This window comes from Stenotrophomonas sp. STK16_22 (assembly GCF_051984505.1).
GTDB classification, from domain to species: Bacteria; Pseudomonadota; Gammaproteobacteria; order Xanthomonadales; family Xanthomonadaceae; genus Stenotrophomonas; species Stenotrophomonas maltophilia_A.
Genome location: NZ_CP196972.1, coordinates 2,202,252 through 2,227,889, shown reverse-complemented (window position 1 = coordinate 2,227,889; position 25,638 = coordinate 2,202,252). Strand labels below are relative to the sequence as shown.

Below are 25,638 nucleotides of genomic sequence, written 5' to 3'. Positions count from 1 at the left end.
GCGAATTCGACGGGATTGGTTTGGAAAGTGGCGTTAGGGGTCTTCGTGGGCGGCAGCGCTCTGCTGCTTGCCACATGCGGTGTCCTGGGGATTGCAGGACACGCAGCCATGAAAGAACAAGAGCGTGCCGGGGAGGCCCTCGCGCGCCAGCTGTATCCAGAAATCCCAATGGCTGAAGTGCGCAAAAGGCGCGAGGCCGCAGAGCGAGCAGCAAGGCCCAAGGAACTTGCGCCGGGTCACCGCTGCATCAACGGACAGACATTCCGGCGCGTGGAAAATGGATGGGTGCAGGTTTCCTCATCCTGCACCCTGTGATGCGTCACGTTAGAAGCTTGCCGGGTACGGTGGCGTCTCTGGGAATGTGCCCATAGGACGCTTGCCGACCTCAATGAGTGCGTGCGGGGGCACCTCAGGCGAGTCCGTAGAAGCTGCCTTCGCAATGCTTCGGGAATCGTCTTCCCGGACAGCTTCGGACTGCTGACGCGGAGCGCGGTAGGGATTGTAGGCCGGGCCATCGCGTGCGATCGCAACGCATACCGGGATCGAAATCTTGGCCTTGGTGCCCTGCTCTGTTACGCACGTGCAGGTTGTGTCCTGCGGCGTGGTGCCGGAGGCCATGCAGTAAAGCTCAGGCTGTGATTGCACGCTGCGATCATCGAAGGCCGGTGCCGACCACGGCTGGAACTCAATCCGCGGCTTGTGACGTTCGATGTACTCCTCACGGTTGAGGGGCCGTGCCGCCGGCACGCCCGCGCCCAAGGGCGCCAGGGCTCCAGCCGCCGGCAAAGCACCGGCCCCCTGTTCCACCTTCTTTGGTGCCGGTGGCGGTTTGATGATGAACGCATAAATCATCCAGACACCAAGGACTAGCGCAATGGTGACGGACAGCGCCTGCCAGACCTTCTTAGGCACCTTGAATTTGTGGCTGGCCGTGTGCAGCGTGGCACTGCGATAGCGGCTATACAGCGCCTTGGGGTAAGCCCAGATTTCCTCTTCGGCCTTGTCACGAACCTTCTCGTCATACGGATCACTTTGGACGCGCGACCACGTAAGGACGCCAGCCCGCTGCATGCCGAACGAACGATTCATGTGCGTGTGCGAGCCGATGAGCGTGCGCACCTGATGGTGGATCTTGTTCGGCCATTGCGTGACGAACACAAGATCGAAACCACGATGCCGATGGGTGGACATGGCACGGATGCGAGGATCGTCGGATTCACCCGGCTTTCCGGTAGACGGGAACAGCTTGCCGTAACGCTCAAGGCCCTGCGTGTTGCCATCGGAATGCGCTTCGTCATAGATCACGAAAGAGCCGTCCGGAAGCTGTGTCCAGTCGTTGTGGTCGGGCAGCTTCTCCATCCACGGGAAAGCGTCTGCGCCCTCCTCTACTGTGGCGCCTGCGATGTTCGTGAAGAATCGGCGCGGCTGCGCCTTGCCTTCCTTCACCTGCTGCTGGTTCTGCTCATAGAACTCAAGCGCCATCGACATCGCGCGCAAGGTCTTGCCATTGCCGGGTTGCCCCGAGATTAGATACATCATTTGGATGCTGCCTTCTGTACGGCGACCTTGCCTGCGTCGATGAGCACCTTGGTCACGATGGCGGAGCCGATCATGGTGATGGCCTCCCCTGCCCCAGCCATAAGCATCACATTGGCGAGATCGGCCGCGATGCCTGACCACTTCTGAGTGATGAGGTTCAATGCGCCCTTGACGAGCGGCAGGAGGGCTGCGCCTGTAGCGAGACCAAGGCCCGCGCCCGTCAGGACGCGAGCAAGGGAGTTGCCGAGGAGTTGAGTGAGAAACGCGGCTAGCCAAGGCATTACTTGCGCACTCCTGAGACGATGTATGCAGCCGCGAGCGCGGCGCAGGCAATGACCAAGCCTCTGATCATCTGTGCGAAATCACAGAGCGGTTTGAATTCGAAACTGACAGACGTGGAGACAGACCCGACACCAATAGTGACGACCTTCGCAGCGGGACAGGAGCCACCTCCAAGGCCACTAGACCACTGCCCGAGGTAGCTGCTCGGAATTGGCGGGTCGGCATACGGCATCGGTACGTCGCCGGGATATGTAGGGTTCTCCGGAAGGCTGGGATTCTCACCATCACCGTCGCCGTCACCGTCACCATCTCCCCCGCCGTCGCTGTTGCCACCACCGTCACCCTTACCATTGCCACCACCCTCACCATTGCCCCCACCATCACCACCGCCGTCACCGTTACCGCCGCCATCACCACCACCATCCCCGTCGCCACCGCCCGTTTCACCACCGGTACCGCCACCATCGTCACCGCCGCCATCACCAGCAGGCTTAGGCTCAGGCGCGTCTGATTCACTGCAAACGCCGCCAGTAGGCGAGTAGCTGAAACCAGCTGTACCCAGCGGATCGAGCGAACTTGTGTACATGCAGCCGCGATGACACACGTTGACCGAGGCGGCGGTGCTGCCACCCTCCCAACCCAGCTCTTCAGGGCGCGCATCGCACTTCGCGTCGAACGCACGGGTAGCACTGTGCCAACCCTGGTATCGACCATCATTGAAGAAGCACTGACCAGAGACGTTGACGGATGTCGGGCCGACAACCCACTTGATGGAATCAGGGCTAATGGTTGGCGAAACCGATGGCGCCGAATTGGCGCATCGATCCTGAATTTCTTTGAGCGCCTCAGCAGCCGCCTCACCCTGATCGAGCGCAGCCGCTATCTGAGGCAGCACAAACAGGAATAGAAGGGTCAACCAGCGAGACATGCTCAATCACCGAAGGCGATGTAGAGCGCCGCACTGCCGACGCAGAGAACGAATAGACCGAGCATCACGAATCCCCCATAGAAAAGGGGCCGGATTGCCCGGCCCCGGTGTTACAGCGATCAACCGAAGATCGCGCCCTTGATCCACTTGAAGCCGACCGAGATTGCAGCCGGTGCGAGCTTGGCGGCGCCAATGGTGCCCAGGACGGCGGCCAGTCCGGCCAGAATGGTCAGTGCGCTCGATGCATCAAGATCCATGGTGTTCCCCTTCGTTAGTTTCGGATGGTTCTGCCTATTTGCTTGTATGCCCATGCCACGGCGAAACACACCGCGACCATGGACAGGATTCCCGACACCTCGGCAGTGGTAAGTGCGGGAATATCGGTGCGCGGCACGAATCCAGCCTGCTCACAGGTGCCGGTCTGCTGGTTGAATTGCAGGCATTCGTAGACGTACCGCGCCATGACTTAGGCCTGCACTGCAGGGCGCGGTGCAGCCTTCTGCAACGGGCGCAGCACAGTGAACTTGCTCAGGGTTGCAACGCCCTTGTTGACCTGGAGCATGGCCGGAACGTCCAGCTCGTATTCGCCCGCCTGATAGCCGGGCTGGCCCTTGTCCAGGCGCACGTCGAACGGATAGGCGAAGCCATCCGCCTCCAGCTTGCCGCGCTGCTTGCGGGTGGTGAATTCAACGTTCTCGTTGCGGTCATTGGTGAAGCTGCCGCCACGCTCGTTGATCTGCGAATCCAGTACGGTGACCTTGATCATTTCGTTACCCCTTTCAGGTTGGTTGTATGACCACGCTTGTGGCCCAGTTCGCTGCTACGTCTCCTGTTGCCCACTTCGGCAGCTTTGGCGAAGTGCAGGACTTGAATACCGCCACTGCCACTTCTTCATCCGGGCAGGTGCGAAACACGAAATTGACGAAGCCGCCGTATTGGCGTTTGAAGTGGCGGCATGCGCTCTTGAACGTGGCAACCGCAGCAGCCTTGGTGACGTCAATGCGCGAAGAGATGCAGCGCAGGAAGCGCAGAACGGGGTACGCACCGAGCAGGTACGCGGCGGGATCACGAAGAAGGTCTAGCGGCAATTCCTTGCGGTTGGAGGCGCGGAACTGCGCTTCATAGCGCACCCACGGAGAGGACTTGTCGCCCAATTCCCGCCCCTTCTCATAGACACGCAGCTGCTTTTCGGACTTCTTGCCGCCGACATAAAGGGTCTTGCCGTCCCCGCTATCGTAGTCGTCCACAAGCTGCGCCTTAGGGCGTTGCCCACGGTTATCGAACTCGCCTTCGTCGTACCACTTCTGTGCCAGGCGCAATGGGTACTTGCCCATCAGATCATCGGCGCACACATCGAGACGGGTAATCCTCCCGCCGCAGCTTTCGAGCTTCGCTCGAAGCTCCAGCCACCGCTGCGCATGGCCGCAGCGCGCAGCGGCTATGGTTTTGCATCCCTCGCCGGTCAGCTCAATACGAGCGGTATACGTGCCGTCAGCACGGCGGCAGTTGTCGCCGCCCAACTCGATCATGCCGACGAACTTCTTTTCGGCATTGATGATCTTGACTCGCCACAGGTAGAAGCGCCCTCCCCCGGCCACCTCATCCAGTTCAAGGCCCAGCCCAGCAAAGAACCAGCAGAACATCTGCAACGCAACGACGCGGGCGTTATCGGCGCTGTAGTCGATCCAGTTACGGACCTCTTCGAACGAATCGCCGTCACGGAAGGCGAGTTCGTTGAGGACCGCGAACATGTCCACTGAGGCGGAAAACCAGTCGATGCCGACCGTCAGGGTTCCATCGGCGTTCCTGAATTCACTGACTCCCCTGTTAGACGAGGGGAGTCCCGACCCGGCCAGCACCGCGCGATCACCGGCCATCGCGACCACCCTTGCCACGCAGGGCGAACACCAGCGACCAATAGAAGCCGGTAAGCAGCACACCGCCCAGCACGGCGACAACAAGCGGATCGCTGAGGAACTCGCGGATCTGATCAACGGCCATAATCGACCTCGTACATGCGACAGGCGCGGTCGTTACCGGCGATGCAGGCGTTGCGCATTTCACCGCGCTCGGCCATGACCGCATTCCAGTCAGCCGCGAACGCGGTGCCGATCCAGAAGCCAAGCCCTGCCCCGCAGACCATGAAGATGACGAAGGGAACGGCCCACCAATCGAACTTACGCACGGCGGACCTCCTGCTGCTCAGCGAAGCGAGCAGCGGCCAGCAGGTCGCCACGCTTGGTGGCTTCAATCTCAGCGCGTGCGATTGCGATTACCTGGGCTTCGCGGGACTGCTGCGAGGCGGTGTAGTCACGCCGGTCGAGCAGCCACGAAACGATGCGAGCGCCACCGATGGAAACGGCCACAATGGCCCCCAGCAGCGCGAAGGATGAGATGGCGTCGAACATCCGTGATCCCCTGCCCCAAGCCCCAAGAGAACCCGCCATCGGCCTTGGGGTGCCGGTGGCGGGTGTGGTCCATCTGGACCACGCGGAGCATGTAATCTAAAAGGACCACAAGTTGTCAACCAAGAGGACACCATGACCGCCGTAGGTGAACTGCTGGATGCCGCCCGCGAACGCACGGGAATCCCGTCCGACAACGCTTTGGCGGCTCGATTGGGAATTCAGAGGCAGCTGCTGTCGAAGGCTCGAGCGGGCGAGAAGCCGCTCTCAGATGAACGAATTGCGCAAATTTGCGCGCTGGCGAAGCTCGATGGCCCGACTTGGATCGCCATGATTCATGCAGAGCGCGCCACGACGGCAACCGAACGTGCGCTCTGGCGGTTGATGCTGGACCGAATGGGCGCGGCGGCTGCGGTCGTCGCGCTGGTGGCGCTGTCGTTGCCGAGCCTCGGAAACGCAAAAACCGCCCAAAATCAGGCGGTTAGCGCGGGCCTGCTGACCCATTCTGTATATTATGTTACCAAGAGGTCTACCCATACGAACCCCAATCAGTCCAGTCCTGGCCGCACGCTGCTCCCCTTCAAGCAACCCTCCCAACGCCCGCAGAACCTGGCTCCACGGCGCCAACTTCTCACCCAGCATGCAGGCCCGCCGGTGTAGGCTCGACGCACCACTTAAGGACGGGTTTGGCGATGCGCCTGGCTGATTTTATCGAACGGAATGCGCGGGAAATCCTCGAAGACGCGGTGGCATTCGCCGAAACGCAGGCGCCCGATACCGTCGAGTTCAGCGCAAAGCAACTTCGGAATCATCTTCCCCAGATTCTTCAGGCGGTCGTAGACGATCTCAGATCGCCTCAAACAGCCTCCCAGCAGGTCGCAAAGTCCCACGGGCTTGCACCGTTGAAACCCGGCCCCGAGTCCGCCGCGTCCTATCATGGCCGAACCCGCGCCATCGCCGGCTTTGGTCTCAACCAGATGGTGGCTGAGTATCGAGCACTCCGGGCTTCGGTACTTCGGCGATGGGCATCCGACCAGCAGCTGATAACTTCATCGATCGATGACATCCTTCGTTTCAATGAGGCCATCGACCAGGCGGTCGCCGAATCCCTTGCTCAGTTCTCTGCCGAGGTCGAATCCTGGCGGCAGATCTTCCTGGCAGCGCTCGGGCATGATCTCCGAGGTCCTTTGGCAGCGGTCATGTTCTCGGCGGACACTCTGGCCAGTGGGCTGCAGGATCCGGCATTGTCCAGGCAGGCCTAGCGGATCATCAATGGCAGCATGCGCATGAACAAGCTGCTCGACGACCTGCTGGCTTACAGCCGCAGCAAGCTGGGCGATGGCATGGCCATTCATCCGGTGGACTGCGATCTTGCCCAATCGCTTGGCGAGGAAGTCGAATTGCTTCGCGCTGCCCTGCACCACGTCCCCATCAAATATGAGGCTGAAGGCGATGCCCGCGGTTGCTTCGATGCCTCTTCGTTGCGCGAGGCGGTTCACAACCTCACGACCAACGCTGCAAAGTACGGAGAACACGGCACCGATGTGCGGATCAGCCTTGAGGGCCTCGTCGACCAGATCATGATCACGGTGAGCAACACCGGGGCCGAACTATCGGACGAAGCGTTCAACAGTCTGTTCGATCCCTTGCGCAGAGGCTCGCACAACGCGTCACAAGGCGAACACGCGAGCTTGGGCCTCGGCCTGTTCCTGGTGCGGGAAATCTGCCACGCGCACCGCGGCAAGGTCCATGGGCGATGGCGGGATGGTCGCACTTCATTCGTCATCACGCTCCCAAAGAACGCTGATTGAGGCGACCGGCCCGGCGACGGCACTACAGGAACCTGTGCATCACGAAGACATCGACCAACCCCAACTGACCGTGCCGGAACGCCTTCGGTAACGTCCCGACCACGTCGAACCCCAGCTTCCGGTACAGCGCCACCGCCGGGCCGTTGGTACTGACCACGTAATTGAACTGCATGGCCAGGAATCCTTCCGCCCTCGCCCGCTCCAGGCTGTGTTCCACCAGCGCCCGGCCCACGCCTTGCCTCTGTGCCGGCGCATCCACCACATACGTGGCGCTGGCCACATGCGCCCCCAGATCAGGGAAGTTCGGGCCCATCTTGTACATGCCCGCCACCCGGCCCTCCAGCACAGCTACATGAGGCGCCTGGGCCTGGAACCAATGCGCGCGAAACGTCTCGACGGCGAAAGAGCCGGCAAAGGGCAGCGCATCCTGCGTCGCAATGGCCGTCTTGAACATGCCCCACATCACGTCGAAATCGCCTGCGCGGGCGGGCCGGATCTCCATGCGTCTCCTGCAGATCTGTGGTCATGACCAGGCCGCACACTACCAGAATCGAGCTCCGGCCCCGTAGCTGCTTCACGCGCCACCGCCATCCGCTCCGTAATAGTTGCGGAAATTCCAACCTTTTGAGCAGTAGATGCCCCCTGTTTCCGCGCACATCCCGCACCGGCTTCGTCGATGGCGCGTTCCTGCCTACGTCCTGCTGGGCATCTACCTGCTGTATCTGCTGGCCGGCAACATCTTCCTCAACACGCCCCTGTTCGACCAGGTCACCAACCGCAAGCCGCACAAGTTCGTAATGACCACTGGGCCGGCCATTACGCTGTTGCCCGGCCACGTGATCGCCTGGAACGTGCACATGCGCGGCCACGTGAACCACACCGTCTACGTGTTGCATGCAGACCGCGCCAGCGCCCGATTGGCGGTGCTGCCCCTGTTCCAGCGCGAGGTGCGGGTGCCAAGGCTGCAGGCCACCGGGGTTTCCGCCGAGATCAGCCGCGTCGAAGAGGCCATCCCTTCACCGCCGCGCAGCGACCAGGGCTGGACCTTGCGTTTCGACGCCATCCACAGCGACAGCATCCGCAGCGCACGCTTCGGCAAGCTGCTGATCATCGGCAAGGGCCAGGGTACCGTGGGGTTCCTGAAGCAGCTGCGTGGCGGCCCATCCGAACTGTTCGATTCCGAGGTCTCATTCAGCAAGGCAGACACCAGCTATGACGGCGTGCAGCTGTTGGGCGACATGGATCTCACCGCGCGCTTCAGCTATCCGCGCCATTATCGGGACCAGGCGCCCGGCCTGGCCAAGTTGAAGCTGCTGCATGCCCAGCTCGAGGTGGACGCCCGCAGCCAGGGCCTGCGCATGGACACCGATGCCACAACGCCGAAGATCTCCAGCGCGCCCGTGCCCGGGCGCCTGCAGTTGGCGCTCCACCTGATCGATAGCCAGCTGCAGCCCGGCGACCACGCGCTGTGGCAGGTGCCGCTCCATCTGGGTGATGGCGCCCCCGATCGCGGCATGCTGGCACTGCAGCTCAATGTAGCCAAGGACCTGCGCCTGCAGGCCCGCCTGCCGCCAAAGCCCGGTTCAGGCAGCGAGGTGGATGCCGATCTGCATATCAGTGGCCGGGACATTCCCTTCCAGCAGCCCGCCCAGCTGCTGGAACGCAGCTCTGGCTCAGTGCGCGGCGAATGGACGTTCACCTCGCTCAACTGGATCCCTGCTCTGTTCGTCCGCAAGCCGTGGCTGCAGCTGGACGGCGGCGGCACGCTGAAAGCCGATCTGCACCTGCGCAATGGTGAACTGATCGAAGGCAGCACCGTGGACATCCCGGCTGCCGAGGCCGTGGCCGAAGTCGCCGGCGTACGCCTGGCGGGCACGGCCAGCGCCCATGGCCAGTTGAAGACCGGCAGCCCCAGCCAGGCCCAGCTGTCCGTCCGGCTGCCGCGATTCACTGCGCGGCCAACCGATGCCAGGGACGTGCGCCTGTTCGACGGCCGGGATCTGGCCCTGGACCTGACCGGCGATGGCCGCCTGCAGGAACTGCGCAAAGGCGTCCGCGCGCAGCTGCGCTTCAGTGAAGCCACCATCCCTGATCTGACCGCCTACAACCGCTACCTCGGCTCACCGCAGGTGCGGCTGCTGCGTGGCACTGGCACCGTCAGCGGTGATGCGACCCTCGATACCGACGGGCGCGTCGGCCATGGCATGGCCCGGCTGTTGGGGCGCAACGCCAGTGCAAAGGTGGCAGGGTTGGACATGGGCGGCGATATCGACGTGAACGCAACGCTGCGCCGCGGTGACTTCAATCAGCGTCATTTCGATCTGTCCGGCACCACGGTCGAGCTGCGCAACGTGCAGGTGGCGGACACGCAGGGCTCGACGGCATGGAAAGGCCGCGTGGCCTTCAAGCGTGGCCGTATCGATGCGCAGTCTCCGTTCCAGGTGGATGCCACCACGGACCTGGATCTCAGCGATGCGCGACCGTTGCTGGCGCTGTTCGCAGAACGCACCGACTACCCGCGCTGGACCTTGTCGCTGCTGGATTCCGGACAGGTACAGGCACAGGCGACGCTGCGCTGGCGCCCTGGCCATCTGGTCATCGATGGCCTGCAGGCCGAGAACGATCGGCTGTCGGTACGCGCGCGGCTGGATCTGCTGGAACAGCGCAAACGCGGTGATCTCTATCTCCGGTGGGGGCTGCTGGGTGCGGGCATCGAGCTGGACGGCGATCAGCGCCAATGGCATCTGGCCAAGGCGCGCGAGTGGTTTGATCAACGGCCTTCCCTGCTGCCAGCAGGTCAGGGATCGTCTGCCGCCGGATCTTCAGACTGAAGGCCCGCGACCTGCATCCATTCGCGGCCTCTGCGCGTATACCGGATCATGCGCATCAGGGAGCTGTACGGTATGAAGCGGAGTTCGCAGGTTTTCGGGCTGCTGGGATGGGTGGCGATCACCTTCGTCGCGGCCGCCCTGGGCGCGTGGGCGTCCACATCCGCGGCCAGCTTCTACGCTACCCTCGATCTTCCCCCGTGGGCACCACCGGCCAGTGTCTTTGGTCCGGTGTGGACCCTGCTCTACGCCATGATGGCGATTGCCGCGTGGTTGGTGTGGCGCGAACGCGGTTGGCGCGGGGCACGTCCGGCGCTGATGCTCTACCTGGTGCAGCTTGCCGTCAATGCGCTGTGGAGCTGGCTGTTCTTCGGCTGGAAGCTGGGCGCCCTGGCCTTCGTTGACATTCTTGTATTGATTGCGCTGGTTTGCGCAGCGATCGTCGCGTTTGCGCGCATCCGTCCGACTGCGGCGGCGCTGCTGCTTCCCTATCTGGCCTGGATCTCGTTCGCCTCGGCGCTCAACTTTGCGGTATGGCGAGCCAATCCCGGGCTGCTGTGATCTCCGCCGCTTACGCCTGGGCAACCACCTGCGGGCGCCAGGTCCGCAGCAGGGCCGGCTTGAACGCCTGCTGCCCGCAGCCGGTAGGGCATCGCACCACCCGCGCCGCAGTGTGGCTGACCAGGCCCTGCCCTTCTTCGGCCTTGAAGATCGTCTCGCAGGACAGGCACCGGGCAACCAGCGAATACAGGTGCAGCAGCCGGCCACTGGCCGGGTCCTGCAGCGCGTCCACATCCAGCAGTTCAAACTGGCAGCTGTCAGCCAGCATGCGGTACGGGGACAGGGGCGCGGGCTGCAGGTTCACGGGGCGGTCGCTCAGGGAAGTGGATCCACTCTAGGCAATGATCTGTCGAGCTGATGTGCAGCGTAGATGTATTCTTCGCGAAAACCTCAAGTGCTCGACCTCGTCCCTACATGAAGAATTCAGCTTGGACAGAAGCACGCTTCACACGCATACACTGGTAGGCGAATGCACGATTTTGCTTCACCATTGAGGGGTACCGGATGTACCACTGGGCCTTTCCAGCCATCCACGAATGATGAGTCCCGCCCTTGATGCCTTCTGCTGAGTCCGCGCACGACACTGCCTTGTCCAGTTGCGCGCGCGAACCGATCCACACCCCCGGCGCGATCCAGCCCTACGGTGTGCTTCTGGTCGTTGAACCGGAGTCCCTGCAGGTGCGCGAGCGCGCCATCAGCCAGCCCGGGCTGCTGCAGCAGTTCGGCGAACCGTTGATGCGGCACGTCAGTGAGGTGTTCGGCGGCGTGCTGGCGCCGTTCCAGGGCTTGTTCCAGCAGGCCGTGATCGGCAGCAGCGCCCATGTCGGTGCCGTGCATCTGGACGGCCACGGCCGGCATCAGCTGCTGGTGCACCGTTCCGCCACCGATCTGCTGGTCGAGCTGGAAGCACCGGTTCCGGGCCAGCCCGGCTCGCTGGAAGAGCTGTATCCGGCCATCCGCGAGCTGATGGCCGGCATCGAGTCGGCCAGCACCGTGGAAGATCTCTGCCAGCTGGCTGCCGCGCACATGCGCCGGCTCACCGGCTTCGACCGCACCCTGGTCTACCAGTTCGATGCTGGCTGGAACGGTGTCGTGGTGGCCGAGGATGGCAACGGCCTGTTGCCGTCCTACCTGGACCTGCGCTTCCCCGAATCGGATATTCCAGCACAGGCCCGCGAACTCTACCGCCGCAACCGGGTACGCCTGATCGCGGACAACAGCTACACCCCGGCCCCGCTGATGCGGGCCGAGGATCAACGCGACGCGCCGCCCACCGACCTGAGCATGGCGGTGCTGCGCAGCGTCTCGCCGGTGCACCTGCACTACATGCGCAACATGGGTACCGGCGCGTCGATGTCGGTATCGCTGGTGCATGAAGGCCGCTTGTGGGGCCTGGTGTCCTGCCACACCGTGCAGCCACGCCGCCTGCCCTACCACGTGCGCACTGCCTGCGAGTTCATGGGCCAGATCCTGTCGCTGCAGATTGCGTTGAAGGAGCGTGCGCGTGCGATCGAAGAGCGCGTTGCCCGTCGTTCCATACTGGTCAAGCTACTGGGTCGCATGGCCGGCGACGAGGACTTCATGGCGGCCCTGCGCCAGGACGAGGCCAGCCTGCTGTCGCTGACAGGCGCGGCCGGCGCGGCGATCGTGCACAAGGGCGATTGCCTGCGTGTTGGCCAGTGCCCTTCTTCCAGCGACGTGCTGGCCCTGGCGAACTGGCTGGCCACGCAGCAGGCCGGCCAGGAAACCTACTGCACCGATCACCTGGCAGCCGACTGGTCGCCTGCCGCGCACCTGGCCGACGTCGCCAGCGGCCTGCTGGCGGTGTCCATTTCGCAGCTGCATGACAGTTACCTGATGTGGTTCCGCCCGGAAGTGGTGCGCACCGTGCGCTGGGGCGGCGATCCCCGCAAGGAAGCAGCACCGGGCGTGGCGCTGTCCCCGCGCAACTCGTTCGAGGCCTGGAAGGAGACCGTGCAGCAGCGCAGCCTGCCGTGGAGCGACGCTGACTGCGACGCGGCACACGAGATGCGCACGGCCATCGTCGATATCGTGTTGCGCAAGGCCGAGGAAATGGCCGAACTGAACGAGCAGCTGCTCCGCAGCAACAAGGAACTGGAAGCCTTCTCCTATTCGGTCAGCCACGACCTGCGCGCTCCGTTCCGTCACATTGTCGGCTATTCCGAGCTGCTGGGCAGCTCGGCGGGCGAGCGCCTGAACGATACCGAGCGCCGATTCCTGGACACGATCGTGGAATCGGCCAAGTCCGCCGGAACACTGGTGGATGACCTGCTCAGCTTCTCGCAGATGGGGCGCTCCACGCTTGGGCGTGTGCGGCTGGACATGAGCGCGCTGGCCGAGGATGTGCGCCGGAGCCTGGCCCTGGACTACACCGGCCGCGACGTGCAGTGGACGCTCGCACCGCTGCCGGAGGTCGAGGCCGATCCGACGATGCTGCGCCTGGTATGGCAGAACCTGCTGGCCAACGCGATCAAGTTCACCCGCGAGCGCGAACACGCGGTGATCGAGGTTGGTCACGAGCGAAACGACGACGAAGACCACTTTTTCGTGCGCGACAACGGCTGCGGCTTCGACATGCGCTACGTGGACAAGCTGTTCGGCGTGTTCCAGCGCCTGCACCACGTCGAAGAGTTCGAAGGCACCGGCATCGGCCTGGCCAATGTCCGCCGCATCATCGGCCGCCATGGCGGCCGTACCTGGGCCGAGGGCGAGCCCGGCAAGGGCGCCACGATCCATTTCACCCTACCCCGCTTCACAGGAGAACACCCATGAGGGACCTGCGGCCGATCCTCCTGGTAGAGGACAGCCCCAAGGATGCAGAGCTGACGATGGCCGCGCTTGCGCGCTGCCAGCTGTTGAACGATGTCATCCATGTACGCGACGGCGCCGAAGCGCTGGATTACCTGCGCTGCGAAGGCAAGTTCGCCGGCGCCATGCACGGCGGCCCGGTGGTGGTGCTGCTGGACCTGAAGCTGCCCAAGGTCAATGGCCTGGAGGTGCTGGAACAGGTGCGTGGCGACCCGCAGCTGAGCAGCACGCCGGTGGTGATGTTGACCTCCTCGCGCGAAGAACAGGATCTCGTGCGCAGTTACGAACTGGGCGTGAATGCCTTCGTGGTCAAGCCGGTCGACTTCAAGGAATTCTTCGACGCCATCCAGGGGCTGGGCATGTTCTGGGGCATCACCAACCAGCCACCACCGCATCGGCCCAATGGCTCGGGGCAGCACAACAATGCGTGATGGATCGCGCCGCAGCGAGCGCCTGCGCATCCTCATGCTGGAGGACAGCGCGCTTGATGCGGAGCTGATCACCGCACAGCTGCGGCGTGCCGGCCTGGAATTCGAGGCCGAGCGCCTGTGGACCCGCAACGCGTTCATCGAGGCCATCGACAGCCGTGCGTTCGACGTGATCCTCGCCGACCACGTGCTGCCCGGATTCGATGGCGATGCGGCCCTCGCACTGGCACGCGAGCGGACTCCGCAGACCCCTTTCATCTTCGTCTCCGGCACGCTGACCGAAGAGCTGGCGGTGCAGGCGCTGACCCGTGGCGCGCGCGACTATGTAGTCAAGCAGCGCCTGCAGCGCCTGCCGGATGCGATTCGCCGCGCCCGCCAGGAAGCCCATGAGCGCAACCAGCTGCTTCATGCGCAGGCTGCGCTGAATGAGAGCCAGGCGCAGCTGCAGCAGGTGACGGATGCCGTACCCGCGCTGATCGCCCAGCTCGACAACGCGCATCGCTACCGGTTCGCCAACAAGGCGTTCCTGGACTGGCATGGATTCAGCCTGGCCGAGCTGCTGGGCCGGACAGCGCGCGAGGTCAGCGGCATTTCCGCCTTCGAACACGCCCTGCCGAGCCTGGAACGGGTACTGCAGGGCGAGCGCACCAGCTTCCAGGTCGAACTGGTGCACCGCAGCGGGCAATCACGATTCGTGCAGATGGACTGCGTGCCTGAGCATGCGGCCGACGGCAGCGTGGCCGGCTACATCTGCCTGGGTAGCGACGTCTCGCAGCTGAAACAGGCCGAGCTGGCCCTGCGCGAGGACAACCAGCTGCTCGAGCAGCAGGTGCAGGCGCGCACGGCCGAGTTGCGCGCCAGCAAACGGCGCCTGCAGGCGATCTTCGAATCCAGCTTCCAGCATCAGATGCTGCTGGATCTGTCCGGGCGCGTGGTGGATGCCAATGACGCGTCACTGGCCGCAGTGCTGGCGGAAAAGAAGGACGTGCTTGGCCAACGCTTCGGTGAATCGCTCTGGTTCGCCACAACCGATGGCATCGGCGCGCTGATCGATCGGGCCGTCGCTGCAGCCGTGCAGGGCCGGAGTTCGCTGCATTCATTGGAGCTGGAACTCCCGACCGGGCCGCGCAGCTTCGATTTTTCGTTCCGCCCGCTGCTCGATGCCGAAGGCGTGGTCACCGCCGTGGTCTCCGAGGCCGTGGAAACCACGGCGCGCCTCCAGGCCGAACATGCACTGCGCCAATCACAGAAGATCGAGGCGGTCGGCCAGCTCACCGGCGGCATCGCGCATGATTTCAACAACATCCTGACGGTCATCTCCGGCAACGTCGAGCACGCCATGCTGCTGAATGAGCGCGCGGGGGAAGCCGGGGCGATGGTCAGCCGGGCGCTGGACAACGCGCTGAAGGGTGTCGGGCGTGCCGCCAGCCTGACCCAGCGCCTGCTGGCGTTTGCCCGACGCCAGCCGCTGCACAGCCAGGCCGCCAACCTCCACGAGCGCCTGCTGGACATGCACGACATGCTGCAGCGTGCACTGGGTGAGCTGGTGCAGCTGGAGATCCGCAGCGCCGAGGACATCTGGTGCGTGGAGATCGACATCAGCCAGCTGGAGGCCTCCGTACTGAACCTGGCGGTGAATGCCCGCGATGCGATGCCGCACGGCGGGCGGTTGGTGATCGAGGTCGACAACAGCCACCTCGACCACGACTACGCTGCCCTGTTCCCGGATGCAACACCAGGCCAGTACGTGATGTTGCGGGTGCGCGACAACGGCCATGGCATGGACGCGGCCACCCTGGCCCGGGTGTTCGAACCGTTCTTCACCACCAAGCAGGTCGGCCGCGGCACCGGGCTGGGACTGTCGATGGTGCATGGGTTCGTCAAGCAGTCCGGCGGCCACGTGCTGATCGATTCGGTGGAAGGCGGCGGCACGAGCATTACCATGATGTTTCCGCGCTCGCCGCTGACCCTGCCCCGCGAAACACGCACCCCGCAGACCGGCCTGGCCGACTACTCGCCGCGCGAGGAAACCATTCTGGTGGCCGAGGACAACGACGATGTCCGCGCCTACACGGTGGATTCGCTGCGGCTGCTCGGCTACCGCGTGCTGGAAGCCCACGATGGCCCCTCCGCGCTACGGTTGCTGGAGCGCCCCGACACCAGGGTGGACCTGCTGTTCTCGGACGTGGTGATGCCCGGCATGTTGGGCTGGGAGCTGGTCCGTCAAGTCCGCGAACGCTGGCCGGAAGTCGCCGTCCTGTTCACGTCGGGCTATCCACGTGACCACGATCAGGCGGGCAGCCAGGGACGCGCGGTTGCCCTGCTGCCGAAGCCGTTTACGCGAAGTGACCTGGCGCTGGCGGTACGCACTGCGCTGGAGGCCGCGCCGCACTGAGCTCAGGAGGCCGGATCGCCTAGGCCAGCGGCGATCCGGTTGATGTCCGCGCACTCCACCGTGGCCGGCGGATGCTCCCTGCCGGCCAGTGCAATCATCGCCTGACCGAGAGCCAGATTGCTGGTCATCAGCGATGGCGCAATCGCGCTGGCCAGCTTCATCAGCGGCGCACCGCCCCAGTACAGGGGCTTCAACAGGGCATGACGGGTGCCGGTGCCCGGGACCGGCCTGACACCGCCCGGGCGCAGCATCACGGTGCGCACCGGCAGGCCGTGCAATGCGACCTCGGTCTCGCCCTTGATCCTCAACGGCATCAGCCGGCTCCGAGGGTCCGCGCCGGCACCGGATACATACAGAAAGCACCCTTCGGGATTCGCAGCCGCCCAGGCACGGGCCACCGCCAGGGTGGTGTCCAGGGTCACGCGTCGGTACTCGGCCTCTGCCGTGCCGACCGGTGGCGCCCCGGCACAGTAGAAGCAGGCATCGAACCCGGCCAGTTCATCCGACCGGTCCTGGATACGCAGGAAGTCCGGAACGATCAGTTCGCTGCCGGCGCCGCTCAGACTTCCTGGATGGCGGACCAGCGCTGTCAGGCGGGACACCTGCGGTGAGCGTTGGCAGGCCAGCGCCACACCCTGCCCGACCAGGCCTGCGGCACCGGTCAACAGAATCCGTAATGCGCCCGTCCCGGCCATCGTCGTCCCCGCTAGAGTTTCACGAAACGCTGGATCTTCCGCGCCAGCCAGCCACTGAACACCAGCGGCGCATCCAGCGCTGACACGCAGATGCAGGGGACACCGGGCGCGGTCACCGGTTGATGCTCCACGTCTTCGTCCAGATCTGCCACGTCGCCCGGCGCGAACAGCCCCAGCGCATCGTTGTACGAACCCCGCAGGATCTGGGTCAGTTCGCTGCGGCCATGGCTGTGCATGGGCAGGCATTTGCCCGGGGCGATCTTCAGCATGATCAGCGAAGGCATCTGCTCTGCACGGATGCAGTGCACGCCCGGCGCCATCCAGCGCCAGCGCAGGTCGCTGAGCGAGGCGCCGAAGTACGGATGCAGCGATGCAGGCAGATGGTCCGGATTGGCCTCAGGGCGCTCCTTCGGCACGGGGCGTGCGACCCCAGCCATGGGCACCGGCGCTTCCGCGGCCAGCTGCATCAGCATCGCCTCGCGCAGTTGTTCGCGTCGCGTCTCCGCTGCAGGTGGCTGGGTCTGCTCCAGCAGCACCGAGCCGATCGCTTCGGCGTCGCGCAGGCGCTGTCGGCAATGGGGGCACTGCTCCAGATGGGCACCGGCGACGATGCTCAACGGCGCCGGCAGCGCGCCGGCGGCATAGCTCATCAGGGTCGATTCGTGCAGATGGTGGTGCGGGTTCACAGCGCACCTCCCACTTTGGCCTGAAGCTGCAGAAAGGCGCGGCGCAGGTGCGATTTGACCGTTCCCAGCGGCATTCCCAGCGCCTCTGCGATCTCGCTGTGGCTCTTGGCCTCAAAATAGGACATCCGCACCAGCCGCGCCTGTACTGCGGGCAGTTCGTTGATGCGCTGGCGCAGACGCGCCTGGTCGGCGAACTGCTCGGCACTGCTGCGCTCGATCACATCCAGCGTTGCAGCGTCCTCCACCGCTGCCTGCACCTGCATCCAGCTGCGCTCGCGACGGATGCGATCGATATGCAGGTTTCGCGCAATCCGGTACAGCCACGTACTGAGGGCGCCTTGGGCTGCGTCGTAGTCGGCGGCCCGCAGCCACAGGCGCAGCAGGCATTCCTGGGCCAGTTCCTCGGCGACGCCGTCGGGTGCACCCAGGCCGCGCAGGTACACGCACAGCCGCGGCATGAAGTAGTCATAGATCCGCATGAAACAGTCGCGGTCGCGCAGGCGCGCCACGCCGTCCATGTCACCGGCCCAGTTCGTCGGCTCGCTGCTCGGCTGCTGGGAACTGGACACGGTGCGTGCGCTATCGAAGTTGAGGAGTGTGCTGGCGGCGTCAGGGTACATCCGGGTTCGCGGCGGGCGGGTGAAGGTCTGTCCTCTGTACGCGCAGGGGCAGCAATTGGATGCAGACGGCACGACGCATCCAACCGGCCGCCCCCGCCGTATGACCTGGGCCCTCCTCTTCCGGATGAAGACCCATGCGCACTGCCTGGCTGCTGCTGTGCCTGCCCCAAGCCGCGCTGGCGGCACCCTGGTTGCGAAGCGAGGGCGTGGCCACCTCCGCGCAGGGCGACCTCCTCTACCGTGAAGTGCACTGGCGACGCGAGGCAACGGAGGGCGCCGAGCGCTGGGTGCTGTACCAGTGCCCGGATGGCCAACCCTTCGCCCGCAAGCATCTGCCCGCCAGCGCCCGCCCACAGGCACGGGGATATTCGCTGGAGGACCGCCGCAGCGGCCAGACCGCCGAGGTCGACGCCGCCGGCGACTCGGTGTCGATTGCATGGAAGGAGGATGCCGCCAGTGAGCTGCGCAGGCGCCGGCTTGAACAGCCGCCGGACGCGGTGATCGATGCGGGGTTTGATGCCGCAGTACGCCTGCACTGGCCGGCGCTGCTGCGCGGCGAACGCATCACACTGCCGTTCCTGGTGCCTGCACGCCAGCGCTACTTCCCGGTGCAGGTGCGGCGCGTCGGCCCGGTACGCTGGCAGGGCATCGACGCCCAGGCCATCGAGGTCAGCCTGGACACCTGGTACGGCGGCATCGCGCCGCGCCTGGCCCTGGTCTACGCCACGGCCGACCGTCGCCTGCTGGAGTTCCGCGGCACCAGCAACCTGCGCGATGCGCGCGGCACTTATCCGCAGGTGACGGTGCGCTTCCGGTCGCCAGCTGCCGAGCGACCGGCAGGTGACTGGCAACAGGCGTGGGCGCAGCCCCTGGCCGAGCGTTGCGCCGTGACGCCCAGGTGAAGCGAAATTCAGTTCGAAGTGGCGCATCCATTGCGCACCCTGCTGCGTAAAGGAAGACACGACACCCGCCGAGATCCGCCATGGCCTCTGTAGCGCCCCTCCCCCGTCGACGCTGGCGCCTGCTGCGTACGTTGCAGCGGTGGGTGGATACCAGCAACGCCACAGAGACCACCGGCGAACAGCCAGGACGCATCGACTGGGTGCGCGCGGTACCCTTTGCACTGATGCACCTGGCCTGCATCGCGGTGATCTGGGTGGGCGTGTCATGGACGGCGGTCGTCGTGGCCACGGCGCTCTACGCCGTGCGCATGTTCGCCATCACGGCGTTCTATCACCGCTACTTCTCGCACCGCACCTTCCAGGCATCGCGTCCGGTGCAGTTCGTGTTCGCAGTCATCGGCGCGTCCAGCGTGCAGCGCGGCCCGCTGTGGTGGGCCGCCCATCATCGCCACCACCATCGGCATGCCGACCAGCCACTGGACCCGCATTCGCCGCGCGAAGGCGGCTTCTGGCGCAGCCACATGGGCTGGTTCCTCACCCGCGAGGCATTCGCGACCGATCTGTCGCGGGTACCTGACCTGGCGCGCTTCCCCGAACTGCGCTGGCTCGACCGTTTCGATACCGCCATTCCCGTGCTGCTGGCCGTCGGACTGTATGCATTGGGTGCAGCACTGGAACGCTGGGCGCCCGGCCTGCACACCACGGGCCCGCAGTTGCTGGTGTGGGGCTTCTTCATCTCCACCATCGTGCTGTTCCATGCCACCGTCACCATCAATTCGCTGGCCCACCGTTTCGGCCGCCGCCGCTTCGAGACCCGCGACGACAGCCGCAACAACCTGTGGCTGGCGCTGCTCACCTTCGGTGAGGGCTGGCACAACAACCATCACTTTTTCCCCGGCACCGTGCGCCAGGGCTTCCGCTGGTGGGAGGTGGACCTGACGTGGTACGGACTGCGCGCGATGGCGGCGCTGGGCCTGGTCAAAGGGCTCAAGCCCATCCCCGAGTGGGTCCTGGCCAAGGCGAGGTACTGAGATGCGCATCGCGGTCATCGGCTCGGGTATCGCGGGGCTGGCCAGTGCCTGGTGGCTGGATGGCCAGCACGAGGTCACGCTGTTCGAGGCCAACGATTACCTCGGCGGCCACACCCATACCCACGACGTGCAGGTGGCGGGCCGAGGCATGGCGGTGGATACCGGTTTCATCGTCTTCAACCCCCAGCACTATCCCTTGCTGTCGGCGCTGTTCGACGAGTTGGGCGTGGCCTCGCAACCGACCACGATGAGTTTCTCCATGCACAGCGAGCGCAGCGGCGTGGAGTACAACGCCACCTCGCTGGATGGGCTGTTCTGCCAGCGCCGCAACCTGGTATCGCCGCGCTTCTGGGGCATGCTGGCCGATCTGCGCCGGTTCTATCGCGACGCGCCGTTGCTGCTGGCCGAAGAAGACGGTCCCACGCTCGGCGAGTACCTGCGCAGCCAGCGCTATGGCGAGGCGTTCATCGACGAGCACCTGCTGCCGATGGCCTCGGCGCTGTGGTCCTCGCCGACGGCCACCGTGCAGGCGTTCCCGGCGCGCTACCTGGCCCAGTTCATGGCCAACCACCAGATGCTGCAGATGACCGGGCGGCCAAGCTGGCGGGTGGTCAGCGGGGGATCGACGCGCTACGTGGATGCGCTGCGTCGCCGCTGGCGCGTGCATGAGCGGCTGCAATGCCCGGTCAGCAGGGTCGAGCGCATGCCCTGGGGTGCACGCGTGCACAGCAGCGCCGGCGTGGAGGCCTTCGACGAAGTGATCCTGGCGTGCCACAGCGACCAGGCACTGGCGTTGCTTGCCGACGCAGATGCCATCGAACGTGAGGTCCTCGGCGCCATCCGCTATCAGTCCAACGAGGCGGTGCTGCATACCGATGCATCGTTGCTGCCGCGCAACCGCAAGGCGTGGGCGGCCTGGAACGCGCACGTACCACAGGATCGCGCGGCGCCCTGCACGGTCAGCTACTGCATGAACCTGCTGCAGGGCCTGCCGGGCGACATCCCCCTGGTAGTGACCCTCAACCGCAGCGAGGCAATCGATCCGGCCAAGGTGCTGCGGACCCTGCATTACGCGCACCCGGTACACGACCACGCTGCAGTACGCGCACAGCAGCGCTGGGCGGAACTGCAGGGCCGCCGCCACACATGGTTTGCAGGCGCCTATTGGGGCTGGGGATTCCACGAGGATGGCATCCGCAGTGCCCGCCACGTGGTCGATGCCCTGCAGGCCTGCGCTCCACATCGGAACGTATCCGCCTCGGATGAGGTGGCGGCATGAGTGCCAGCGCGCTCTACATCGGGCAGGTGATGCATCGCCGGCATCATCCGCATCCGCATGCATTCCGTTACCCCATCGCGCAGCTGCTGCTCGACCTGGATGAACTCGACACGGTGTTCGCCGGGCGCTGGTTGTGGTCGGTCAATCGCCGCAACCTGGCCGAGTTCCGCCGCAGCGACTACTTCGGTGATCCCGCGCGGCCGCTGGCCGATGCGGTGCGCGATCACGCTGCGGGCACGCTTGGCTACCGGCCAACCGGTCCGGTGCGCCTGCTCACCCATCTCCGCTTCGCCGGGCATGTCTTCAACCCGGTCAGCTTCTACTACTGCTACCAGGCCGACGGCAGCACGCTGGACTGCATCGTGGCCGAGATCACCAATACCCCCTGGAAGGAACGGCACGCCTATGTGCTGCCGGTCGCCACGGCCCTCCACGAAGGGGCGTCATTGCGCTGGCAGTTCGACAAGCGCTTCCATGTCTCGCCGTTCATGCCGATGGATTGCCGCTACGACTGGCGCTTCAACCGACCGGACCAGGACCTGCGCGTGCACATGCAGGTCTGGCGCGACGGGGTGCGCCAGTTTGATGCGACCCAGGCCATGCAGCGACATGCCTTGAACGGCCGTGGGCTGGCCCGGGTGCTGGCCTGCTATCCGCTGATGACCACCCAGGTGGTGGCCGCCATCCACTGGCATGCACTTCGGCTGTGGATGAAACGCAACCCCGTGCACGACCACCCTGCTCTTGCCGAGAAACCACGATGAACTCGATGACCCCTCTGGTCGCCCTGCCGCGCCCCGGCGCCCTGGATGCGTTCCTGCGCCGCCGCCTGCTGGCCCAGCTTGCCCCCATGCGCGACGGTCGCCTGTGCGTACGTGACGCATTGGGCGAGGTCTGGCTGGGCGATGCCTGTGGCGAACTGCATGTCACCGTCACCATCGATGACCCTGGGTTCTATCGCAAGGTTGCAGCGCAAGGCAGTGTGGGCGCAGGTGAAAGCTACATCCAGGGCGAATGGCACTGTGATGATCTGGTGGCACTGATCCGGCTGTTGGTACGCAATCGCGACCTGCTGGACGGCATGGAGCGTGGCCCGGCCCGCGTGGGTGGCTGGCTGCTGCGGGGCTGGAACCGCCTGCGCCGGAACAGCCGTGAGGGCAGCCGCCGCAACATCGCCGCGCACTATGACCTGGGCAACGATTTCTTTGCCCTGTTCCTGTCGCCGGACCTGATGTACTCGTCGGCGTTGTTCGCCAGTGAGTCCGAACCACTCGAATCGGCCTCGCGGCGCAAGCTGGACCGCATCTGCCAGCAGCTGCAGCTCAAACCCGGCGACCGCGTGGTGGAAATCGGCACCGGCTGGGGTGGTTTCGCGGTCCATGCCGCCCGGCACTATGGCTGCCATGTCACGACCACCACCATCTCTGCAGAACAGCATGCGCTGGCCGCCCGGCGCGTACGGGAGGCGGGCCTGCAGGACCAGGTCACGCTGCTGATGCAGGACTACCGCGACCTGCAGGGCCAGTTCGACAAGCTGGTGTCGATCGAGATGATCGAAGCGATCGGCGCCGAATACCTGGACACCTACATGGCCACGCTGCAGCGCCTGCTCAAGCCTGATGGCGTTGCCCTGCTGCAGGCCATCACCATCGAGGACCACCGCTACGAACAGGCCCGGCGCAGCGTCGATTACATCAAGCGCTATGTGTTCCCGGGCAGCTTCATCCCATCGATCAACGCGATCATGGCCGCCAAGAGCCGATCCAGCGACCTGCAGCTGATCGCCCAGCAGGATTTCGGCCACTCCTACGCATTGACCCTTCGCGCCTGGCGCCAACGTTTCCTGGCCCAGCTGCCGGCAGTGCAGGCGCAGGGTTTTGACGCGCGCTTCTGCCGGCTGTGGGAATTCTACCTGGCCTATTGCGAGGGTGGCTTCCTGGAACGTTCGATCGGCGTCTCGCATCTGCTGCTGGCCCGTCCGGACCACCGGCCCATTTTCGCTGCGACCGACAGCCACTGACATGCATCGCTTCTGGGCCAATCTGCTCGGCAACCAGCTGGTCTGGCTGTGTGCCGTGGCCGGCGCGAGCCGCGGCTGGCAGTGGCCCGCGCTACTGGCCGCTTCGCTCTACATCGGCAGCCAGCTGTTGACCTCACCGCGCCCCCGGCTGGATCTGCGGCTGTTGATGTTGGCACTGGCCTGCGCATGGCTGGTCGACGCCAGTGCCGCCGCCAGCGGCACGGTGCGCTACGCGGCGGCCCCACTGGGTTGGGCGCCACCGCCGTGGATCATGGCGTTGTGGGCGGCGTTCGCGATGACGCTGACCACGTCGATGCGCTTCCTGCAGCACCACCCGGCCCTACCGGCCCTGTTCGGCCTGCTGCTGGCACCGCTGGCCTATCTGTCTGCCGCACGCGGTTTCGACGCAGTGCGGTTCGCAGATCCCGTATGGCCAGGACTGCTGGTGCTGGGCGCGGGCTGGAGCATTGCGCTTTCCCTGCTGTGCCGGACCGCCCGTCGCGGCATGCACATCCCGCAGCCGCCCTTCGCAGGAGCGTCGTCATGATCAATCTGATGTGGGTCCTGCTGTACGCCGTACTGGTGATGAGCTGGGGCTGGGCCTGGCAGCGCCGCCACCACAACATCGGCGTGGTCGATGTGCTCTGGGCAAAGGGCGTGGGCGCCTCGGCGCTGTTGCTGGCGCTGCTGGGCGACGGTGCGGTGATGCCGCGGATCGCGCTGGGCGTGCTCGGCGGCTTGTGGGGCAGTCGACTCGCCCTGCATCTGTGGCACCGGGTCCGTCACGAAGAAGAGGACGGACGCTACCGCTACCTGCGCCAATACTGGCACGGCCACCAGGGCAAGATCTTCGGCTTCTTCATGGCGCAGGCGCTGCTGATCCTCCTGTTCGCCCTGCCCTTCGTGGCGGTGGCTGCCAACCCTCGGGCCGACCTGACCCTGTGGGTGGTGGCCGCAGCGCTGGCCTGGCTGCTGAGCGTCGGCGGCGAAAGCCTGGCCGACCGCCAGTTGGCCCGCTTCCGCGCCGACCCGGCGAACAGGGGCCGCACCTGCCGCGCCGGGCTCTGGCGCTATTCCCGCCACCCCAACTACTTCTTCGAGTGGCTGCACTGGTTCACTTATGTCCTGCTCGCGGTCGGCTCGCCACTGTGGTGGCTGGCCTGGGCCGGCCCGCTGCTGATGTACGTGTTCCTGCGCTATCTGAGCGGCGTTCCATTCACCGAGAAACAGGCACTGCGCAGCCGCGGCGACGACTATCGCGCCTACCAGCGCAGTACACCGATGTTCTTTCCCTGGTTTCCCCGTTCTTCCAAGGAGCATTCCGCATGAGCGCGATCCCGTCACTGAACCCAGCCGAAGATGCGGAAACCGGGTTGATCGCCTGGGCCGAACGCGGGCTGATCCCCGATGCGGCGCTGCGTGCGGGCATCCGCCGCTTGTGCGCGCAGCGCCTGCATGAAGAAAGCGAGGGTGGCATCGAAGGCCAATCGGCACGCTTCAGCCGGCGCATCGTCGAGCTGGCCGACAGCCCGCTCGCGTTGCATACCGACGCAGCCAACCGCCAACACTATGAAGTGCCGGCAGCCTTCTTCCAGGCCTGCCTGGGCAAGCGACTGAAGTACAGCAGCTGCTACTACCCCACCGGGCGCGAAACGTTGGACCAGGCGGAGGACGCCATGCTGGAACTGTACGGCCAGCGCGCCGGACTGGCCGATGGCCAGCAGATTCTTGAGCTGGGCTGCGGCTGGGGCTCATTGACCCTGTGGATGGCCGAACGCTACCCGCAGGCGCATATCACTGCCGTCTCCAACTCGCACAGCCAACGCCAGCACATCATGGCGCAGTGCCAGGCGCGCGGCCTGGACAACGTCAAGGTGCTGACCTGTGACGTCAACCAACTTGATCTGCCGACAGCCCGGTTCGACCGGTGTGTCTCGGTGGAGATGTTCGAGCACGTACGCAACTACGAGCGCCTGCTGGCAGGCATCGCACGGTGGCTGAAACCGGATGGCGCGTTGTTCGTGCACATCTTCGCCCATCGCACACTGATGTATCCGTTCGAGACCGAGGGTGGCGACAACTGGATGGGCCGCCACTTCTTCACCGGCGGCCTGATGCCGGCCGCCGACACGCTGCTGCATTTCCAGCGCGACCTGAGCCTGGATCAACGCTGGTTGCTGGACGGCACCCACTATCAGCGCACGGCCGACCACTGGCTGGCCAACCAGGATGCCGCCCGCGAGCAGGTGATGCCGGTGCTGATCGCCACCTACGGCCAGGCTGCAGCGAAGGTCTGGTGGCAGCGCTGGCGGATGTTCTGGATGGCATGTGCCGAACTGTTCGGCTACGACGACGGCCAGCAGTGGCTGGTCGCCCACTATCTGTTCCGACCCCGCTGA

31 protein-coding genes are annotated in these 25,638 nt (G+C 65.1%); 17 read left to right on the top strand and 14 right to left on the bottom strand.

The window, feature by feature from the left end; translation table 11 throughout:
- Nucleotides 1–108: 108 nt before the first annotated feature.
- On the top strand, nucleotides 109–315 hold the full coding sequence (locus tag ACSYAO_RS10290; protein ID WP_329916212.1) for a hypothetical protein: 207 nt from the start codon (nucleotides 109–111) through the stop codon (nucleotides 313–315).
- A gap of 9 nt (nucleotides 316–324) precedes the next feature.
- On the opposite strand, the gene ACSYAO_RS10285 is transcribed toward ACSYAO_RS10290, so the two are convergent.
- The 9 genes from ACSYAO_RS10285 to ACSYAO_RS10245 all read right to left on the bottom strand — a co-directional run bounded on the left by ACSYAO_RS10285 (nucleotide 325) and on the right by ACSYAO_RS10245 (nucleotide 5,157).
- On the bottom strand, nucleotides 325–1,539 hold the full coding sequence (locus ACSYAO_RS10285) for a zonular occludens toxin domain-containing protein (RefSeq protein ID WP_329916213.1): 1,215 nt from the start codon (nucleotides 1,537–1,539) through the stop codon (nucleotides 325–327).
- A complete protein-coding gene (locus tag ACSYAO_RS10280) occupies nucleotides 1,536–1,820 on the bottom strand; it encodes a DUF2523 domain-containing protein (RefSeq protein WP_110712324.1) in 285 nt (94 codons plus the stop codon). Before ACSYAO_RS10280 ends, ACSYAO_RS10285 begins: the two co-directional genes overlap by 4 nt.
- A complete protein-coding gene (locus ACSYAO_RS10275) occupies nucleotides 1,820–2,749 on the bottom strand; it encodes a virulence factor TspB C-terminal domain-related protein (RefSeq protein WP_329916214.1) in 930 nt (309 codons plus the stop codon). The genes ACSYAO_RS10280 and ACSYAO_RS10275 overlap by 1 nt, the downstream gene beginning before the upstream one ends.
- Before the next feature lie 119 nt (nucleotides 2,750–2,868).
- Complete coding sequence (locus ACSYAO_RS10270; RefSeq protein WP_329916215.1) at nucleotides 2,869–3,006, bottom strand: major capsid protein; 138 nt, start codon at nucleotides 3,004–3,006, stop codon at nucleotides 2,869–2,871.
- Nucleotides 3,007–3,215: 209 nt separating this feature from the next.
- On the bottom strand, nucleotides 3,216–3,515 hold the full coding sequence (locus ACSYAO_RS10265; RefSeq protein WP_329916216.1) for a single-stranded DNA-binding protein: 300 nt from the start codon (nucleotides 3,513–3,515) through the stop codon (nucleotides 3,216–3,218).
- Nucleotides 3,516–3,528: 13 nt separating this feature from the next.
- Nucleotides 3,529–4,626: a replication initiation factor domain-containing protein gene (locus ACSYAO_RS10260; RefSeq protein ID WP_329916217.1), complete on the bottom strand. Its 1,098-nt coding sequence runs from the start codon at nucleotides 4,624–4,626 to the stop codon at nucleotides 3,529–3,531.
- Nucleotides 4,616–4,750 carry a hypothetical protein gene (locus ACSYAO_RS10255; protein ID WP_329916218.1) on the bottom strand — a complete coding sequence of 45 codons (135 nt, stop codon included), beginning with the start codon at nucleotides 4,748–4,750 and terminating at the stop codon, nucleotides 4,616–4,618. Before ACSYAO_RS10255 ends, ACSYAO_RS10260 begins: the two co-directional genes overlap by 11 nt.
- The gene (locus ACSYAO_RS10250) at nucleotides 4,740–4,934 is read right to left on the bottom strand and encodes a hypothetical protein (RefSeq protein ID WP_329916219.1); all 195 of its coding nucleotides are present in this window, start codon (nucleotides 4,932–4,934) and stop codon (nucleotides 4,740–4,742) included. Before ACSYAO_RS10250 ends, ACSYAO_RS10255 begins: the two co-directional genes overlap by 11 nt.
- Complete coding sequence (locus ACSYAO_RS10245; RefSeq protein ID WP_329916220.1) at nucleotides 4,927–5,157, bottom strand: hypothetical protein; 231 nt, start codon at nucleotides 5,155–5,157, stop codon at nucleotides 4,927–4,929. The genes ACSYAO_RS10250 and ACSYAO_RS10245 overlap by 8 nt, the downstream gene beginning before the upstream one ends.
- A 132-nt stretch (nucleotides 5,158–5,289) precedes the next feature.
- Here ACSYAO_RS10245 and ACSYAO_RS10240 point away from each other — a divergent pair, with 132 nt between their 5' ends.
- The 3 genes from ACSYAO_RS10240 to ACSYAO_RS10230 are packed head-to-tail and all read left to right on the top strand — an operon-like array spanning nucleotide 5,290 to nucleotide 6,965.
- Nucleotides 5,290–5,814 carry a DUF3693 domain-containing protein gene (locus ACSYAO_RS10240; RefSeq protein ID WP_414574374.1) on the top strand — a complete coding sequence of 175 codons (525 nt, stop codon included), beginning with the start codon at nucleotides 5,290–5,292 and terminating at the stop codon, nucleotides 5,812–5,814.
- A 32-nt stretch (nucleotides 5,815–5,846) separates the two neighbouring features.
- Nucleotides 5,847–6,416 (top strand): RsbRD N-terminal domain-containing protein, encoded by a 570-nt coding sequence (locus ACSYAO_RS10235; protein WP_224481995.1) that lies wholly within the window; start codon nucleotides 5,847–5,849, stop codon nucleotides 6,414–6,416.
- Nucleotides 6,417–6,440: 24 nt separating this feature from the next.
- Nucleotides 6,441–6,965 (top strand): sensor histidine kinase, encoded by a 525-nt coding sequence (locus ACSYAO_RS10230; RefSeq protein WP_224481987.1) that lies wholly within the window; start codon nucleotides 6,441–6,443, stop codon nucleotides 6,963–6,965.
- A 22-nt stretch (nucleotides 6,966–6,987) separates the two neighbouring features.
- On the opposite strand, the gene ACSYAO_RS10225 is transcribed toward ACSYAO_RS10230, so the two are convergent.
- Nucleotides 6,988–7,467, bottom strand: coding sequence for a GNAT family N-acetyltransferase (locus tag ACSYAO_RS10225; RefSeq protein ID WP_076738934.1), 480 nt, complete (start codon nucleotides 7,465–7,467; stop codon nucleotides 6,988–6,990).
- 133 nt (nucleotides 7,468–7,600) lie between these two features.
- Here ACSYAO_RS10225 and ACSYAO_RS10220 point away from each other — a divergent pair, with 133 nt between their 5' ends.
- Together ACSYAO_RS10220 and ACSYAO_RS10215 are read left to right on the top strand one after the other, a co-directional pair.
- Nucleotides 7,601–9,796 carry a hypothetical protein gene (locus ACSYAO_RS10220; protein ID WP_076738933.1) on the top strand — a complete coding sequence of 732 codons (2,196 nt, stop codon included), beginning with the start codon at nucleotides 7,601–7,603 and terminating at the stop codon, nucleotides 9,794–9,796.
- Nucleotides 9,797–9,868: 72 nt separating this feature from the next.
- A complete protein-coding gene (locus tag ACSYAO_RS10215; RefSeq protein ID WP_044571331.1) occupies nucleotides 9,869–10,354 on the top strand; it encodes a TspO/MBR family protein in 486 nt (161 codons plus the stop codon).
- Between the two features lie 10 nt (nucleotides 10,355–10,364).
- Here ACSYAO_RS10215 and ACSYAO_RS10210 read toward each other — a convergent pair whose 3' ends face one another.
- Entirely contained in the window at nucleotides 10,365–10,658 is a 294-nt protein-coding gene (locus tag ACSYAO_RS10210) for a hypothetical protein (protein ID WP_005413314.1), read from the bottom strand.
- Nucleotides 10,659–10,909: 251 nt separating this feature from the next.
- Between ACSYAO_RS10210 and ACSYAO_RS10205 the strand changes: the two genes are divergently transcribed.
- The 3 genes from ACSYAO_RS10205 to ACSYAO_RS10195 are packed head-to-tail and all read left to right on the top strand — an operon-like array spanning nucleotide 10,910 to nucleotide 16,006.
- Complete coding sequence (locus ACSYAO_RS10205) at nucleotides 10,910–13,147, top strand: ATP-binding protein (RefSeq protein WP_012480164.1); 2,238 nt, start codon at nucleotides 10,910–10,912, stop codon at nucleotides 13,145–13,147.
- Nucleotides 13,144–13,614: a response regulator gene (locus ACSYAO_RS10200; RefSeq protein ID WP_005409633.1), complete on the top strand. Its 471-nt coding sequence runs from the start codon at nucleotides 13,144–13,146 to the stop codon at nucleotides 13,612–13,614. Before ACSYAO_RS10205 ends, ACSYAO_RS10200 begins: the two co-directional genes overlap by 4 nt.
- Nucleotides 13,607–16,006, top strand: a complete 2,400-nt coding sequence (locus ACSYAO_RS10195) for a hybrid sensor histidine kinase/response regulator (RefSeq protein WP_076738932.1) — start codon at nucleotides 13,607–13,609, stop codon at nucleotides 16,004–16,006. Before ACSYAO_RS10200 ends, ACSYAO_RS10195 begins: the two co-directional genes overlap by 8 nt.
- A gap of 2 nt (nucleotides 16,007–16,008) precedes the next feature.
- Here the strand turns inward: ACSYAO_RS10195 and ACSYAO_RS10190 are convergent, their stop codons facing one another.
- From ACSYAO_RS10190 to ACSYAO_RS10180, 3 genes are read right to left on the bottom strand one after another with little or no spacing between them, the layout of a single operon-like run.
- Nucleotides 16,009–16,701 carry a hypothetical protein gene (locus ACSYAO_RS10190; RefSeq protein ID WP_005409631.1) on the bottom strand — a complete coding sequence of 231 codons (693 nt, stop codon included), beginning with the start codon at nucleotides 16,699–16,701 and terminating at the stop codon, nucleotides 16,009–16,011.
- An 11-nt stretch (nucleotides 16,702–16,712) separates the two neighbouring features.
- Nucleotides 16,713–17,387 carry a ChrR family anti-sigma-E factor gene (locus tag ACSYAO_RS10185; RefSeq protein WP_005409630.1) on the bottom strand — a complete coding sequence of 225 codons (675 nt, stop codon included), beginning with the start codon at nucleotides 17,385–17,387 and terminating at the stop codon, nucleotides 16,713–16,715.
- The gene (locus ACSYAO_RS10180) at nucleotides 17,384–18,007 is read right to left on the bottom strand and encodes a sigma-70 family RNA polymerase sigma factor (RefSeq protein WP_005409629.1); all 624 of its coding nucleotides are present in this window, start codon (nucleotides 18,005–18,007) and stop codon (nucleotides 17,384–17,386) included. The genes ACSYAO_RS10185 and ACSYAO_RS10180 overlap by 4 nt, the downstream gene beginning before the upstream one ends.
- Nucleotides 18,008–18,141: 134 nt before the next feature.
- On the opposite strand from ACSYAO_RS10180, the gene ACSYAO_RS10175 reads away from it, so the two are divergent.
- From ACSYAO_RS10175 to ACSYAO_RS10140, 8 genes are all read left to right on the top strand, one after another.
- Nucleotides 18,142–18,909: a hypothetical protein gene (locus ACSYAO_RS10175; protein ID WP_005409628.1), complete on the top strand. Its 768-nt coding sequence runs from the start codon at nucleotides 18,142–18,144 to the stop codon at nucleotides 18,907–18,909.
- Between the two features lie 80 nt (nucleotides 18,910–18,989).
- On the top strand, nucleotides 18,990–19,940 hold the full coding sequence (locus tag ACSYAO_RS10170; protein WP_043033535.1) for an acyl-CoA desaturase: 951 nt from the start codon (nucleotides 18,990–18,992) through the stop codon (nucleotides 19,938–19,940).
- A 1-nt stretch (nucleotide 19,941) separates the two neighbouring features.
- The gene (locus tag ACSYAO_RS10165) at nucleotides 19,942–21,219 is read left to right on the top strand and encodes an NAD(P)/FAD-dependent oxidoreductase (protein WP_076738931.1); all 1,278 of its coding nucleotides are present in this window, start codon (nucleotides 19,942–19,944) and stop codon (nucleotides 21,217–21,219) included.
- The gene (locus tag ACSYAO_RS10160; RefSeq protein ID WP_012480157.1) at nucleotides 21,216–21,983 is read left to right on the top strand and encodes a DUF1365 domain-containing protein; all 768 of its coding nucleotides are present in this window, start codon (nucleotides 21,216–21,218) and stop codon (nucleotides 21,981–21,983) included. The genes ACSYAO_RS10165 and ACSYAO_RS10160 overlap by 4 nt, the downstream gene beginning before the upstream one ends.
- Entirely contained in the window at nucleotides 21,980–23,239 is a 1,260-nt protein-coding gene (locus ACSYAO_RS10155; protein ID WP_012480156.1) for an SAM-dependent methyltransferase, read from the top strand. The genes ACSYAO_RS10160 and ACSYAO_RS10155 overlap by 4 nt, the downstream gene beginning before the upstream one ends.
- Nucleotide 23,240: 1 nt before the next feature.
- On the top strand, nucleotides 23,241–23,786 hold the full coding sequence (locus ACSYAO_RS10150; protein WP_012480155.1) for a DUF2878 domain-containing protein: 546 nt from the start codon (nucleotides 23,241–23,243) through the stop codon (nucleotides 23,784–23,786).
- Nucleotides 23,783–24,568 carry a DUF1295 domain-containing protein gene (locus ACSYAO_RS10145; RefSeq protein ID WP_012480154.1) on the top strand — a complete coding sequence of 262 codons (786 nt, stop codon included), beginning with the start codon at nucleotides 23,783–23,785 and terminating at the stop codon, nucleotides 24,566–24,568. Before ACSYAO_RS10150 ends, ACSYAO_RS10145 begins: the two co-directional genes overlap by 4 nt.
- Nucleotides 24,565–25,638, top strand: a complete 1,074-nt coding sequence (locus tag ACSYAO_RS10140) for an SAM-dependent methyltransferase (RefSeq protein ID WP_049397267.1) — start codon at nucleotides 24,565–24,567, stop codon at nucleotides 25,636–25,638. Before ACSYAO_RS10145 ends, ACSYAO_RS10140 begins: the two co-directional genes overlap by 4 nt.